The sequence below is a fragment of the Bradyrhizobium sp. 62B genome (assembly GCF_030272265.2).
Lineage (GTDB): Bacteria > Pseudomonadota > Alphaproteobacteria > Rhizobiales > Xanthobacteraceae > Bradyrhizobium.
Genome location: NZ_CP092841.2, coordinates 2,567,004 through 2,581,271, shown reverse-complemented (window position 1 = coordinate 2,581,271; position 14,268 = coordinate 2,567,004). Strand labels below are relative to the sequence as shown.

Genomic DNA, 14,268 nt, shown 5'->3' with positions numbered 1-14,268 from the left:
GGGAAGTGCGCTCCCTCCCCCGCTTGCGGGGGAGGGTTGGGGAGAGGGTATCTCCGCAATCGAGAACCCCCAAGAGGAGAGAACCCTCACCCGGCGCGTTGCGCCTACCTCTCCCGCAAGCGGGAGAGGTGCACCGAGCGCGCGGCCGCTTAATTCAACTCAACTGCACTCTGCTCTACAATTGCAGCGACGGCGCCACTTCCCGTGCGACATTGACGAGCGCCGCGATCAGCGGCGTCATCGGATCGCGCTGCGGGATGACCATGCCGATGCTGTAATTGACGTCGGGATCGACGATCGGGATCGAGCGCACCGTGTCGGACAGACCGAGCGTCTCGGCGAGCTTGGCCGGCATCACGCTCGCCCAGCGCCCCGTCTTGACATGCGTGAACAGCACCAGCAGCGAGTTCGAGGTCAGCGTCGGCGTCGCCTCCGCGCCGACGGAACGTAGCGCGCGGTCGATGATGCGGCGGTTCTGCATGTCGGGCGTCAGCAGGCAGAGCGGCACCTGCCCGACCTCGGTCCAGGTCACCGTCTCGCGGTCGCCGAACATCGCATCCGGCGCGGTCAGAAGACGATAGCTCTCGTTGTAGAGCGGAATGGTCCGCACCTTTCCGATCGGCTCGTTCTCGATATAGGTCAGCCCTGCATCGACCTCGAGATTTTCCAGCAGCCCGAGCACCTCGGACGAGGTGGTGGACTGGATGCGGAAGCGCACTTCCGGATGCTTGGCACGGAACGGCGTCGTCAGCGCGGCCACCATGCCGAGCACGGTCGGGATCGCCGCGATGCGGATCTCGCCGGAGAGCTGGTGCTTCAGCCCGTTGATCTCCTCGCGCATCGCGCGGGCATCGCCCACGATCCGCCGCGCCCAGTCGAGCGCCCGCTCGCCTTCCGGCGTAAAGCCCTGGAAGCGCGACCCGCGCTGGACCAGCATCACGCCGAGGATCTCCTCGAGCTGTTTCAGCCCGGTCGACATCGTCGGCTGCGTCACGCCGCAAACCTCCGCTGCGCGTCCGAAATGCCGCTCCTTCGCCAGCGCCAGCAATAGTTCAAGCTTGTCGATCAACCGCCAGTCCCCTCGGATCCATCGTGGCATGCAAGCTAGCACGCCTGGCCTGCACCAACACGCGAAAACCGGCAGCCGATCCAGTTTTCATTACCAATTCGTATCGATCGATTGCGGTTGCAAATCGATCTGAATTCGCAATCGCAGCACGGGACGGCTTTATTGATCTTCGAATGATTCCAACTAGTTTGCGCTGAGGAAACGCTCAGGTTGAGAACGAAGAATGACAGCGCTTTTTGAGCCTTGGAACGAGACGCGCGGCGGCGAGATCATCGCCGAACATGCCAACCAAGAGGGCGCGACGCTCGTCATCCTGCATGCGTTGCAGGAAGCCTTCGGCTATGTGCCGGAGGCCGCTATCCCGATGGTGGCGCAGGCGCTCAATCTGTCGCGCGCCGAAGTGCATGGCGTGTTCACGTTCTACCACGACTTCCGCCACAAGCCGGCCGGCCGCCGCGTGCTGAAGCTGTGCCGCGCGGAGGCCTGCCAGGCCGCGGGCGGCGATGCGCTGGCCGCGCGCGCAGAAGCAAAGCTCGGCGTGTCGCTTGGCAACACCACGGCCGACGATCGCGTCACGCTGGAGCCGATCTACTGCCTCGGCCTGTGCGCGACCGCTCCGTCCGCGATGCTCGACGGCCGCCTGATCGGCCGGCTCGATCAAAAGCGCCTCGATGCCCTCGTTGCGGAGGCCCAGCGATGAGCTTGCGTCTGTTCGTCTCACGTGACGCCGGCGCAGTCGCCGTCGGCGCCGACGAAGTTGCCCTGGCGCTGAAGCAGGCAGCAAGCAAGCGCGGCGTAGGAATCGAGATCGTCAGGACCGGCTCGCGCGGGATGTATTGGCTCGAGCCGCTGGTCGAGGTGGCGACCCCGCAGGGCCGGATCGCCTTCGGTTCGGTCACGGAAGCCGACGTGCCCTCGCTGCTCGACGCGCTCGCCAGCAACACGCCGCATGTGTTGCGGCTGGGGGCAACCGACGAGATTCCCTGGCTGAAGCGCCAGACCCGCCTCACCTTCGCCCGCTGCGGCGTGATCGATCCGCGCTCGCTCGACGACTACCGCGCCCATGGCGGCTACAAGGGCTTTGAGCGCGCCCTCTCGCTCGGACCCGATGCGATCCTGAGCGAAGTCACGGCATCGGGCCTGCGCGGCCGCGGCGGCGCGGGCTTCCCGACCGGCATCAAGTGGAAGACCGTCGCGCAGGCCAAGGCCGACCGCAAGTTCATCGTCTGCAACGCCGATGAAGGCGACAGCGGCACCTTCGCCGACCGCATGATCATGGAAGGCGATCCTTTGCTGGTGATCGAGGGCATGACCATCGCCGGCCTCACCGTCGGCGCGACCAAGGGCTACATCTATATCCGCAGCGAATACCCGCACGCGGTCGAGGCGATGAATGCGGCTATCGCAGCCGCCAAGCGAGGCGGCTATCTCGGCGACAGGATAAGCGGTTCCACCTCCAGCTTCGATCTCGAAGTCCGCGTCGGCGCCGGCGCTTACGTTTGCGGCGAGGAAACCTCGCTGCTGGAAAGCCTCGAAGGCCGGCGCGGCATCGTGCGCGCCAAGCCGCCGCTGCCGGCGCATCACGGCCTGTTCGGCAAGCCGACCGTCATCAACAACGTGCTGTCGTTCGCGGCTATCCCCTTCGTCCTCGCCGAAGGCGCCAAGGCCTATGCGGATTACGGCATGGGCCGTTCGCGCGGCACCATGCCGATCCAGCTTGCCGGCAACATCCGCCATGGCGGGCTGTTCGAGACGGCGTTCGGCGTGACGCTCGGCGAGCTCGTCGACGATATCGGCGGCGGCACCTTCACCGGCCGCCCGGTTCGCGCCGTGCAGGTCGGCGGGCCCTTAGGCGCCTATTTCCCCCGCGCGCTGTTCGACACGCCGTTCGACTACGAGGCGTTTGCCGCCCGCGACGGCCTGATCGGCCATGGCGGCATCGTCGTGTTCGACGACAGCGTCGACATGCGCAGGCAGGCGCGCTTCGCCATGGAGTTCTGCGCCGTCGAATCCTGCGGCAAGTGCACGCCCTGCCGGATCGGCTCGACCCGCGGCGTCGAGACCATCGAGAAGATCATCAACGGCGAGCGCGTCCATGAAAACCTCGCGCTGGTCGAAGACCTCTGCAACACCATGAAATTCGGCTCGCTCTGCGCACTCGGCGGTTTCACGCCGTACCCCGTGCTGAGCGCATTGAAGCACTTCCGGGAGGACTTCATCCCGGCACCGACCACGCTTCAGGCCGCGGAATAGGAGAACGACGATGTCTCTGATCGAAGAAATCGACTACGGCACGCCGCGCTCGAAGTCGGAAACGATGGTGACGCTGACCATCGACGGCAATGAGGTCACGGTGCCCGAGGGCACCTCGATCATGCGCGCCGCGATGGATGCCGGTCACCAGATCCCGAAACTCTGCGCGACCGATATGGTCGACGCGTTCGGCTCCTGCCGTCTCTGCCTCGTCGAAATCGAGGGCCGCGCCGGAACGCCGGCGTCCTGCACCACGCCGGTGATGAACGGCCTCGTCGTGCACACCCAGACCGAGCGGCTGAAGAAGCTGCGCAAGGGCGTGATGGAGCTCTACATCTCCGACCACCCGCTCGACTGCCTGACCTGCGGCGCCAACGGCGACTGCGAATTGCAGGACATGGCCGGCGCGGTGGGTTTGCGCGACGTGCGCTACGGCTATGAGGGCGAGAACCATGTTTTCGCCAAATCCCATGGCTGCGACAACGACCATTGGATGCCGAAGGACGAGTCCAACCCGTACTTCACTTATGATCCCTCCAAGTGCATCGTCTGCTCGCGCTGCGTCCGCGCCTGCGAGGAGGTGCAAGGCACCTTCGCGCTGACCATCTCCGGCCGTGGTTTCGACAGCCGCGTCTCGCCTGGCATGAGCGAGAGCTTCCTCGGCTCGGAATGCGTCTCCTGCGGCGCCTGCGTGCAGGCCTGCCCGACCGCGACGCTGACCGAAAAATCCGTGATCGAGATCGGCCAACCCGAGCACTCCGTCGTCACCACCTGCGCCTATTGCGGCGTCGGCTGCACTTTCAAGGCCGAGATGCGCGGCGAGGAAGTCGTGCGCATGGTGCCCTACAAGGACGGCAAGGCCAATCGCGGTCATTCCTGCGTCAAGGGCCGCTTCGCCTGGGGCTACACCAACCACGGGGAACGCATTCTCAAGCCGATGATCCGCAACCGGATCGAGGATCCCTGGAAGGAAGTGTCCTGGGACGAGGCGTTCTCGTTCGCCGCGACCAGGATGCGCGGCATCCAGACGAAGTACGGCCGCGATGCCATCGGCGGCATCACCTCGTCCCGCTGCACCAACGAAGAGACCTATCTGGTGCAGAAGCTGATCCGCGCCGGCTTCGGCAACAACAATGTCGACACCTGCGCCCGCGTTTGCCACTCCCCGACCGGCTATGGCCTTGCCACCACCTTCGGCACTTCCGCAGGCACGCAGGATTTCGACTCGGTCGAGGACACCGATGTCGTCGTGGTCATCGGCGCCAATCCGGCGTCTGCTCACCCGGTGTTCGCTTCGCGGCTGAAGAAGCGGCTGCGCCAGGGCGCCAAGCTGATCGTGATCGATCCGCGCCGCACCGAGATGGTGGAATCGCCGCATGTGAAGGCGCTGCACTTGCCCCTGATGCCCGGCACCAACGTCGCGGTTATAACAGCGCTGGCGCATGTCATCGTCACCGAAGGCCTCGTCAACGAAACCTTCGTGCGCGAGCGCTGCGACTGGAGCGAGTTCGAGGAATGGGCGGCCTTCGTCGCGCAGCCCAAGAACAGCCCCGAAGCCACCGCCATCCTCACCGGCGTCGATCCGAAGGACCTGCGCGAAGCCGCCCGCACCTACGCCACCGGCGGCAACGGTGCGATCTATTACGGTCTCGGCGTCACCGAGCACAGCCAGGGCTCGACCACCGTGATCGCGATCGCGAACCTCGCGATGGTCACCGGCAATATCGGCCGCCCCGGCGTCGGGGTGAACCCGCTGCGCGGCCAGAACAACGTGCAGGGTTCGTGCGACATGGGCTCGTTCCCGCACGAGCTGCCCGGCTATCGCCACATCTCCGGCGATGCCGTGCGCGACCAGTTCGAGGCGCTGTGGAACGTCAAACTCAACCCCGAGCCGGGCTTGCGCATTCCCAACATGTTCGACGCCGCGGTCGAAGGCACGTTCATGGGGATCTACGTGCAGGGCGAGGACATCCTCCAGTCCGACCCCAACACCAGCCACGTGGTCGCGGCGCTGTCGGCGATGGAATGCGTCATCGTTCACGACCTCTTCCTCAACGAGACCGCGAACTACGCCCACGTCTTCCTGCCCGGCTCGAGCTTCCTCGAGAAGGACGGCACTTTCACCAACGCCGAGCGCCGCATCCAGCGCGTGCGCAAGGTGATGACACCGAAGAACGGCATGGCCGACTGGGAGGTCACGATCGGCCTCGCCAAGGCGATGGGTTTCGAGATGAACTATAGCCACCCCTCCGAGATCATGGACGAGATCGCGGCGCTGACGCCGACCTTCGCCGGCGTCTCCTACGCCAAGCTCGACGAGCTCGGCTCGGTGCAGTGGCCCTGCAACGAGAAGGCGCCCGAAGGCACGCCGGTGATGCATATCGACGGCTTCGTTCGCGGCAAGGGCAAGTTCGTCGTCACCGAATATGTCGCGACCGACGAGCGCACCGGCCCGCGTTATCCGCTGCTGCTCACGACGGGCCGCATCCTCAGCCAGTACAATGTCGGCGCGCAGACGAGGCGTACCGAGAACGTGGTCTGGCATGCCGAGGATCGCCTCGAGATCCATCCGCACGACGCCGAGCAGCGCGGCGTGCGCGACGGCGATTGGGTGCGGCTCAAGAGCCGTGCCGGCGAGACCACGCTACGCGCGGAGATCACCGACCGCGTCGCGCCCGGCGTCGTCTACACCACTTTCCACCACCCGGACACGCAGGCCAACGTCATCACGACCGACTATTCGGACTGGGCGACCAATTGTCCCGAATACAAGGTCACGGCGGTCGAGGTCTCGCCCTCGAACGGCCCGTCGGACTGGCAGAAAGCCTATGACGCGCAGGCGCGGCAGTCGCGTCGCATCGCGCCGGCCGAGGCCGCGGAGTAACGGCATGCACGTCGCGGTTCAGGCGATCGATCGCGGAATCTGGCGCAACGGCGTGGCGTCCGAAGGAACGCGTTTCATTCCGGAGGAGACGCCGCTGGCGCTGACCTACAATGGCGGCACCTACGCCGTCATGATGGGGACGCCGCAGAACCTGGAAGACTTCGCGGTCGGCTTCAGCCTCAGCGAGGGCATCGTCAAGTCGGTCGACGATATCCGCTCGCTCGAAGTGGTTCGCCTGGACGACGGCATCGAGCTCAGGATGTGGCTGGCGCCCGAGGATGCCGCGCTCATCAGCGAGCGCCGTCGCCACGTTGCCGGGCCGACCGGCTGCGGCATCTGCGGCATCGAGTCCATTGCCGAAGCCGTGCGGCCTGCGGCGGTCGTGTCGCAGGGCCAGCGCTTCACGCCGGAAGAGATCATGGCGGCAATGCAGGCCATCGCGCCCTTGCAGTCGATCAACCTGCAAACCCGCGCGGTGCACGCCGCCGCATTCTGGTCTCCCGCCGGCAACATCGTCGCGTTGCGCGAGGACGTCGGCCGCCACAACGCGCTGGACAAGCTCGCCGGCTCGCTGGCGCGCAGCCGCACCGACGCCGCCGGCGGCATGGTGCTGCTGACGAGCCGCGTCTCGGTCGAGATGGTGCAGAAGGCCGCCGCGATCGGCGCACCGGTGATGATCGCGGTCTCCGCGCCGACCGCGCTCGCGGCGCGCACCGCGGAAACCGCCGGCATCACGCTGGTCGCGATCGCCCGGCAGGACGGATTCGAAATTTTCACGCACGGCAGCCGGGTCGCGGCTCGCCATGCCACGGAGGTTGCCGATGTCGCCTGACCGCCTGATCTACATGGCCAACCAGATCGGCACGTTCTTCCGCAGCCAGGGCCACGGCAAGGCCGTGCCGGGGATCGCCGAGCACATCAAGAAGTTCTGGGATCCCCGGATGAAGCGCGCGATCTTCGCCCATCTCGACGCCGGCGGCGCGGGCCTGGAGCCCGACGTGCGCGAGGCGCTCGCCTCGCTGAAGCAGGCTACGCCCCTTCCAGCAGCGCCCTGAACACCCGCCGCACCTCGCTCTGCGTCTCCTTCACGCGCGCCTCCAGCGACGAGAAATCCGGCGCGTCGCCGGCCCGCGCCATCACGCGCTGCAGATCGTTGCCGGCGGTTTCGGGCTTGAAGCGGTCGCTGACGCACAGCCGCAGGATCTGCGTCAGGTCGTGATAGAGCCGCGCGGCGGCACGCAATATCCCGGTCTCCGATTGCGGGAGCACGCCGAGCCTGCAGGCATTGTCGAGCACCTGCATGGTGCTGACGTCGAGGATCTCCGGCTTGTCGTGCGCGTGCACGAGCTGGAGAAATTGCGCGATGAAATCGATGTCGACCATGCCGCCGGCGGCATGCTTGAGATCCCAGCAATCGGCCTCGCCCTTCTCCTGGGCGATGGCGCGCCGCATGTCGGCGACGTCGTTGGCGGTGATGACGGGATCGCGGTGGCGGGTCAGGACGTCGCGGATGACGCGCTCGATCCGTTGCCGGAATTCCGGCGAAGCCGACACCACGCGGGCGCGCGTCAGCGCCATATGCTCCCAGGTCCAGGCCTCGTTGGCCTGGTAATCGGCGAATGAGACGAGGCTCGAGGCCACGGGGCCGGCGCGTCCCGAGGGTCGCAGCCGCATGTCGATCTCGTAGAGCACGCCGTAATTGGTGCGCGTCGTGAAGGCGCTGATCAGGCGCTGGGTCAGCCGTGCGAAATAATGCGCACCCTGCAGCGATTTCGGCCCATCGGAGTCCGGATTGTCGGCGTCGAAATCGTAGAGCAGGATCAGGTCGAGATCGGAGGACGCGGTCATCTCGCGGCTGCCGAGCCGGCCCATCGCGATGATCGCGGTCTCCTGCCCCTTGATGCGGCCGTGCTGGGCGGCGAAGCGGTCGGCCACGAGGCCATGCACGGTGTGGACGATGCCTTCGGCGACGTCGGCAAAGGCGGTGCTCGCCTGCTGCGCCGAGACGGTGCCGGAGAGAATCCGCGTGCCGATCAGGAACAGGCTCTCCTGCCCGAACAGGCGCAGGCGATCGAGAAACTCTTCGTAGGAGCCGGCATCCTGCACGGTCGCAGCCAGCCGTCCCGACAATTCCTGCCGGTCCGGCATGGCGCCGAAGAAGCGCGGATCGATCAGGCCATCCATCAGCTGCGGTTGCCGCGCCAGCATCTCGCCTAACCGCGGCGCCGCGCCCAGCACCAGCGCCACCAGCGCGACGAGCTCGCGGTTCTGGCCAAGCAGCGTGAACAGCCGGCCGCCGCGCTGCAGTGCGCCCAGGAATTGATCGAACGCCACGACGGCGCGATCCGGCTCCTCGGCATGGGCAAGCCCGTCGATCAACGCCGGCACGAATTCGACGAAGGCATTCCGCGTGGCGTCATTGCGGAACACGCGATAGTCGCCGGTGACCCAGTCGCGCACGGTTTGCGCCACTGCGGCAGGCTTCTTGAAGCCGAGCGCTGCGAGGTGCTGCAGCATGCGCGGATCGTCGGGACCGGCGCTGTAGTCGAGCGCCGGCAGCTTGGCCGTGCCGGTCGGATCGTCGCCCTCGAACAGCTTTTCGTAGTGCCCCTGCACGATCTTGAGCTGCCCCAGCAGGTCGCCCGCAAAGGCTTCGCGATCCCGATAGCCGAAGAAGCGCGCAAAGCGCTCGACCGCGTCCTTGTCTTCGGGCAGCGCATGGGTCTGCTCGTCGGCGATCATCTGGAGGCGATGCTCGACCCGGCGCAGGAATTCGTAGGCCGTCGTCAGCTCGTCGCGCGCAGCAGAGGTGATCCAGTTGCTCGACGCGAGAATGTCGAGCGCCCTCAGCGTCGGCCGCACCCGCAATTCCGGATGGCGGCCGCCGGCGATCAATTGCTGGGTCTGTGCGAAGAACTCGATCTCGCGGATGCCGCCGCGGCCGACCTTGACGTTGTGCCCCTCGACCGCGACCTCGCTCTGGCCGCGATAGGTCTGCATCTGCCGCTTCATGTCGTGGACGTCGGCGAGCGCGGCGAAGTCGAGATGCTTGCGCCAGACGAACGGCGCGATCTCGGCCAGCAGCGCCTCGCCCGCCTTGGCATCGCCGGCGCAGGCACGCGCCTTGATCATGGCAGCGCGCTCCCAGGTGCGCCCTTCCCGCTCATAATAATTCAGCGCGGCATCGCGCGAGATCGCGACCTGCGTCGAGGACGGATCGGGCCGCAGGCGCAGATCGACGCGGAACACATAGCCGTCATAGGTGCGCTGCTGCAGGATGCGCGCCATGCCTTGCGTGACGCGGACGAAGAACGGCTGCGGCTCGATGTCCGCGACCAGCGTCGTCGCATCGGGATCGAAGAACACGATGAGATCGATGTCGCTGGAATAGTTCAGCTCGCCCGCGCCCATCTTGCCCATGGCGAGCACGATCAGCCCGCAGCCCTCCTCGGGCGCCTCGGGATTGGGTGGCGCGATCTTGCCACGTGCGGCTTCCTGCCGCAGCAGGTATTGGAGCGCCGCCTGCACCGAGGACACCGCGACATCGGTCAGCGCCGCCGTCACCCGCATCACCGGCCAGACCCCGCCGATGTCGCACAGGGCCGTCAGCAGCGCGGCTTCCGCTTTCATGCGGCGAAGCAGCCGCATCACCTCGGCCTCATCCGCCGCCGCGAGCACCGCCTCCCTGGCGTCCGCGATGAGTTCCGTCAGATGCGCATCCGGATCGCATTCGAGCAGCCGGATCAGGCGCAAGGCATCGGCGCGCACCAGATCGAACAGATAAGGCGAGAATTCCGCGATACCGGCCAGGATGTCCCGGGCAAAGGGATGAGCCAGCAGCGTTTCGAGACGGGCCGATTGGGCCGGCTCGAGCTCGCTCAGCCAGCTTTCGAAACGTCGTTCGTCGGTTGTGGAAGCGGCAATATGGGGAGCCTCCGCGAAGCGCGCGGCCAGCTTCTCACCATGCTTGTCCGCGTTTCCCGGCGCGGAGTGGTTCATGCCACCTTCTGTGGCACATCCGGTATTGGCGGAGCAACCCTGTCGCCAGCACCGAGGCGCGCCGGCAGCACCAGCGTGGCGACGAGGCCGGGCTGGGCGTCGTCCAATCTCAACTCGCCGCCATGCAATGTCGCGACCGCCGCAGCGAGGCTGAGACCGAGGCCGGAGCCCGGCAGCGTGCGGCTCGCTTCCAGGCGGACGAATCGTTCGACGGCATGCGCGCGGTCGGCCTCGGGTATCCCGGGACCGCGATCGGTGACGCTGAGCAGCACCTTGTCGCCGTCGCGCCTCGCCTCGATCAGGATCGGCCGGGCCTCCATGCTGACCACGGTTCCGCCGGCCTGCGCGACCGGCTTGCCGTATTTGATCGCGTTCTCGACCAGATTGGCGAGCGCCTGGCTGATCAATTCGCGGTTGGCATGAACAGGCGTCGGGTCGGCCTTGACCTTCAAGGTCATGCCGTCGTCCTCGGCGAGCGGCTCATAGAGCTCGTGGATGCCACCCGCGACCTCGGCCGCGTCGAAATCATCCATGTTGCCGCGCGCCTGTCCGGACTCGGCGCGCGCGATCATCAGCAGCGCGTTGAAGGTGCGGATCAGACCGTCGGATTCCTCGATGGTGCGCTCCAGCGCCGCCCGGTAATCGGCCTCGCAGCCCGATTTCGCGAGCGCCTCCTCGGCCCGGTTGCGCAGGCGCGTCAGCGGCGTCTTGAGGTCGTGGGCGATGTTGTCGGAGACCTCCTTCAGTCCCGCCATCAGCGCCTCGATCCGCTCCAGCATGGCATTGAGGTTCTCGGCGAGGCGATCGAGCTCGTCGCCGCTGCGCCCGACCGGCAGGCGCTCGCTGAGATCGCCGGTCATGATGCGTTGCGCGGTCCCGGTCATCGCGTCGATGCGCCGGAGCACGCGGCGCGCCACGAAAACGCCGCCGCCGAGGCCGAGCACCACGACGATCAGGACGGACCATTGCGCGGCCTTGGCGACGATGCCGAACAGCCGCCGCCGCTCGGCAAGGTCGCGGCCGATCAGGAGGCGGAAGCCGTTCTCGAGTTCGGTGACACGCACCAGCGCACGATGGTCGCGGTCGTCGGCGTCCTCGATCCGCCGGTAGGCGGTCTCCGACCAGCCGCGCGTCGCCATCACGCCGGGCGCCAGGGAGCCGACATTGCCGGCGATCGCCTGCCCGGTCGGCGTGGTCACGAGATAAAGGTTGGCGCCCGGCCGCAGCGCCCGGTATTCGATCGCCAGCACGAGAGCCCGCAGGCCCCGGCGGCCGTAGATCTCGGAGATCTCCGAGGTCTCGGCATTGACCGTCTGCGTGATCTCCTCGGTGATCAGCCGCCGCGTATTCCAGGCGAAATAAGCCAGCAGCGAGGCCGCGAACATCGCGAACAGCAGCAGATAGACCAGCGTCAGCCGGAATGCCGTGGTGCGGACGAGTTTACCGAATGCCGTCACGGATCATGTACCCGGCGCCGCGGATCGTGTGCAGCAGCGGCCGCTCGAATCCCTTGTCGATCTTGGAGCGCAGCCGCGAAATGTGCACGTCGATCACGTTGGTCTGCGGATCGAAATGATAGTCCCAGACGTTCTCCAGGAGCATGGTCCGCGTCACCACCTGGCCGGCATGCTTCATGAGATATTCGAGCAGGCGGAATTCGCGCGGCTGCAGCGTCAGCTCATCCTTGCCGCGGGCGACGCGATGCGAGAGCCGGTCGAGTTCGAGATCGCCGACGCGGTAGAGCGTGTCCTCGGCCGGCCCGCCGCGGCGGCGCGACAGCACCTCGACCCGGGCCAGCAGCTCGGCGAAGGAATAGGGCTTTGGCAGATAATCGTCGCCGCCGGCGCGCAGGCCCTTGATGCGGTCGTCGACCTGCCCGAGCGCGGAGAGAATCAGTACCGGCGTGGTGTTGCCTTTGTCGCGCAGCGCGCCGATGACAGACAGGCCGTCGCGCTTGGGCAGCATGCGGTCGACCACCAGCACGTCATAATCGCCGCTCTCGGCCATGGCGAGGCCCTCCTCGCCGTCGGCGGCGTGGTCGGCAATATGGCCGACTTCGCGAAACGCCTTCACGAGGTAGTCGGCGGATTCGCGGTCGTCTTCGATGATGAGGAGGCGCATCGTGCGTTCGGCGGCGGTCAAGGAGGTCAACCTTCTCTAAACATGGCGCGAGCGGCAATCGCATGCAAGCCGAGTGGGAGACTCTGGCATCGGGAAAAAGGCGGGCGGTGAAGCTGGGGGGACTCCACCGCCCTAGGCCTTCCGACGGAGGGGGGCGTTTTTCCACCGGAAGGTAGCAAGGGGAAGCTGACGTTACGCTGCTTCCCCGAAGGGCGCCGACGGCGGGGGCGACTGATGCCGGCGACACCCTTCATCTCAAAAGCTCCTGAAGGCTTACCCCTTGGCGAGGGGCACCGCGACGAAGCGCGACTGGCCGCCGCTCTTCACGCGCATCAGGACGCTGTTCTTGTTGTCGGCCCGCGCCGCGGTGATGGCATCGCGGACTTCGCCGGCGGTGGCGACGCTCTTGCCGCCGACTTCGAGAATCACGTCGCCTTCCTTGAAGCCGCGTTCGGCCGCGGCGCTCTTCGGATCGACCTCGGTGACCACGACGCCTTCCTTGCCCGCGCCGGCCACGGAATTGGCGGGCGCAACGGTCATGCCGAGCTTGGGCACATCGGTGCCCTTGCTCGCACCCTTGCCGCTGTCGTTGTCATTGTCGGCCTTGGCCTCGACCGTGTTCGGCAACTGGCCGAGGGTGAGGTTGATGACCTTGTCCTGGCCCTTGTGCAGCACGTTGAGCTTCACGGTCGCGCCGGGCGCCATGCCGCCGATTGTGCGGGCGAGCTCGCGGGCGTCCTTGACGGTCTCGCCGTTGACCGACGTGATCACGTCGCCGGATTCGATGCCGGCCTTCGCGGCCGGACCGTTCGCCTGCGGCTCCGCCACCAGCGCGCCTTCGGCCTTCTTCATACCGAGGCTGTCGGCGATGTCAGACGTGACGGGCTGAATCTGCACGCCGATCCAGCCGCGGCTGACCGAGCCCTTGTCCTTGAGCTGGGCGACCACGCTCTTCACGGTGCTCGCCGGAATGGAGAACGCGATGCCGACGCTGCCGCCGGACGGCGAGTAGATCGCGGTGTTGACGCCCATCACCTCGCCATTGGTGTCGAAGGCCGGACCGCCGGAATTGCCCTTGTTCACGGGCGCGTCGATCTGGATGAAATCGTCATAGGGACCATTGCCGATGTCGCGGCCGCTCGCCGAAACGATGCCGGCGGTCACGGTGCCGCCGAGACCGAAGGGATTGCCGACTGCGAGCACCCAGTCGCCGATCCGCGGTTTGCTGTCGGCGAGCTTGGCGAACGGGAAGTTCGAGCTGCCCTCGACCTTGATCAAGGCGAGGTCCGTGCGCTGGTCGGTACCGATCACCTTGGCGGTGTAGGTCTTCCCGTCGTCGGTGGTGACCTCGACCTTGTCGGCGCCGTCGACCACGTGGTTGTTGGTCACGGCAAAGCCGTCAGCCGAGATGAAGAAGCCGGAGCCCTGGCCCTGCACCACGCGACCACGGCCACCCCCTTTGAGGCCCGGGGGGAAACCGTCCGGACCGCCGAAGCGGCGGAAGAATCGCTCCATCGGCGAGCCCGGCTGGAACGGCGAGGAAGAATCGTCGCCATCGTCGTTGCTCGCGGTCTTCTCCTTGATGTTGACCTTCACCGAGATCACCGACGGCTTCACGCGCTCGACGATGTCGGCAAAGCCGATGGGACGTTCGACCTTGCGGACCTCGTTGTTGACCTGCGCATGCGCCGGGCTCGAGAACAGATCGGCCGGCGACGTCGACGGGCTGAAGCCGTAGACCGCCGCGCCGAGACCGGCGACGACCGAGGCCATCAGCGCGAATTTGCGCGCGGAGAACACCGACCGGCGCGGCTGCCGATAGGACGGAAGGTTCGAGAGGTCGATACGGTCGGTCATGCAGAGATCTCCAGGGCCTTGAAATCCATGTGATGCCTGAGGGCGGCACCTTACGGACCTGAAGATGGGGGCTCCCGCCTTACCG

10 protein-coding genes are annotated in these 14,268 nt (G+C 66.6%); 5 read left to right on the top strand and 5 right to left on the bottom strand.

Annotated elements, in window-relative coordinates; all coding sequences use genetic code 11:
- Window positions 1-175: 175 nt before the first annotated feature.
- Entirely contained in the window at window positions 176-1,069 is an 894-nt protein-coding gene (locus ML401_RS12095) for a LysR family transcriptional regulator (protein ID WP_194407209.1), read from the bottom strand.
- A 223-nt stretch (window positions 1,070-1,292) separates the two neighbouring features.
- Between ML401_RS12095 and ML401_RS12090 the strand changes: the two genes are divergently transcribed.
- From ML401_RS12090 to ML401_RS12070, 5 genes are read left to right on the top strand one after another with little or no spacing between them, the layout of a single operon-like run.
- Window positions 1,293-1,769: a formate dehydrogenase subunit gamma gene (locus ML401_RS12090; RefSeq protein WP_211417599.1), complete on the top strand. Its 477-nt coding sequence runs from the start codon at window positions 1,293-1,295 to the stop codon at window positions 1,767-1,769.
- Window positions 1,766-3,322 (top strand): NADH-quinone oxidoreductase subunit NuoF, encoded by a 1,557-nt coding sequence (locus ML401_RS12085; protein ID WP_212067113.1) that lies wholly within the window; start codon window positions 1,766-1,768, stop codon window positions 3,320-3,322. The genes ML401_RS12090 and ML401_RS12085 overlap by 4 nt, the downstream gene beginning before the upstream one ends.
- A 10-nt stretch (window positions 3,323-3,332) precedes the next feature.
- Complete coding sequence (fdhF, locus tag ML401_RS12080; protein WP_285812054.1) at window positions 3,333-6,206, top strand: formate dehydrogenase subunit alpha; 2,874 nt, start codon at window positions 3,333-3,335, stop codon at window positions 6,204-6,206.
- A gap of 4 nt (window positions 6,207-6,210) precedes the next feature.
- Window positions 6,211-7,038: a formate dehydrogenase accessory sulfurtransferase FdhD gene (gene fdhD / locus ML401_RS12075; RefSeq protein WP_285812053.1), complete on the top strand. Its 828-nt coding sequence runs from the start codon at window positions 6,211-6,213 to the stop codon at window positions 7,036-7,038.
- Entirely contained in the window at window positions 7,028-7,261 is a 234-nt protein-coding gene (locus ML401_RS12070; RefSeq protein ID WP_194407204.1) for a formate dehydrogenase subunit delta, read from the top strand. The genes fdhD and ML401_RS12070 overlap by 11 nt, the downstream gene beginning before the upstream one ends.
- Here the strand turns inward: ML401_RS12070 and ML401_RS12065 are convergent.
- From ML401_RS12065 to ML401_RS12050, 4 genes are all read right to left on the bottom strand, one after another.
- Window positions 7,236-10,205 carry a bifunctional [glutamine synthetase] adenylyltransferase/[glutamine synthetase]-adenylyl-L-tyrosine phosphorylase gene (locus tag ML401_RS12065; RefSeq protein WP_285812051.1) on the bottom strand — a complete coding sequence of 990 codons (2,970 nt, stop codon included), beginning with the start codon at window positions 10,203-10,205 and terminating at the stop codon, window positions 7,236-7,238. The two genes, ML401_RS12070 and ML401_RS12065, sit on opposite strands and share 26 nt — an antisense overlap.
- Entirely contained in the window at window positions 10,202-11,662 is a 1,461-nt protein-coding gene (locus tag ML401_RS12060; RefSeq protein ID WP_212067117.1) for an ATP-binding protein, read from the bottom strand. The genes ML401_RS12065 and ML401_RS12060 overlap by 4 nt, the downstream gene beginning before the upstream one ends.
- Window positions 11,646-12,326, bottom strand: a complete 681-nt coding sequence (locus ML401_RS12055) for a response regulator transcription factor (RefSeq protein WP_194407201.1) — start codon at window positions 12,324-12,326, stop codon at window positions 11,646-11,648. Before ML401_RS12055 ends, ML401_RS12060 begins: the two co-directional genes overlap by 17 nt.
- Before the next feature lie 273 nt (window positions 12,327-12,599).
- On the bottom strand, window positions 12,600-14,183 hold the full coding sequence (locus ML401_RS12050; protein WP_211417605.1) for a Do family serine endopeptidase: 1,584 nt from the start codon (window positions 14,181-14,183) through the stop codon (window positions 12,600-12,602).
- Between the last annotated feature and the right edge of the window lie 85 nt (window positions 14,184-14,268).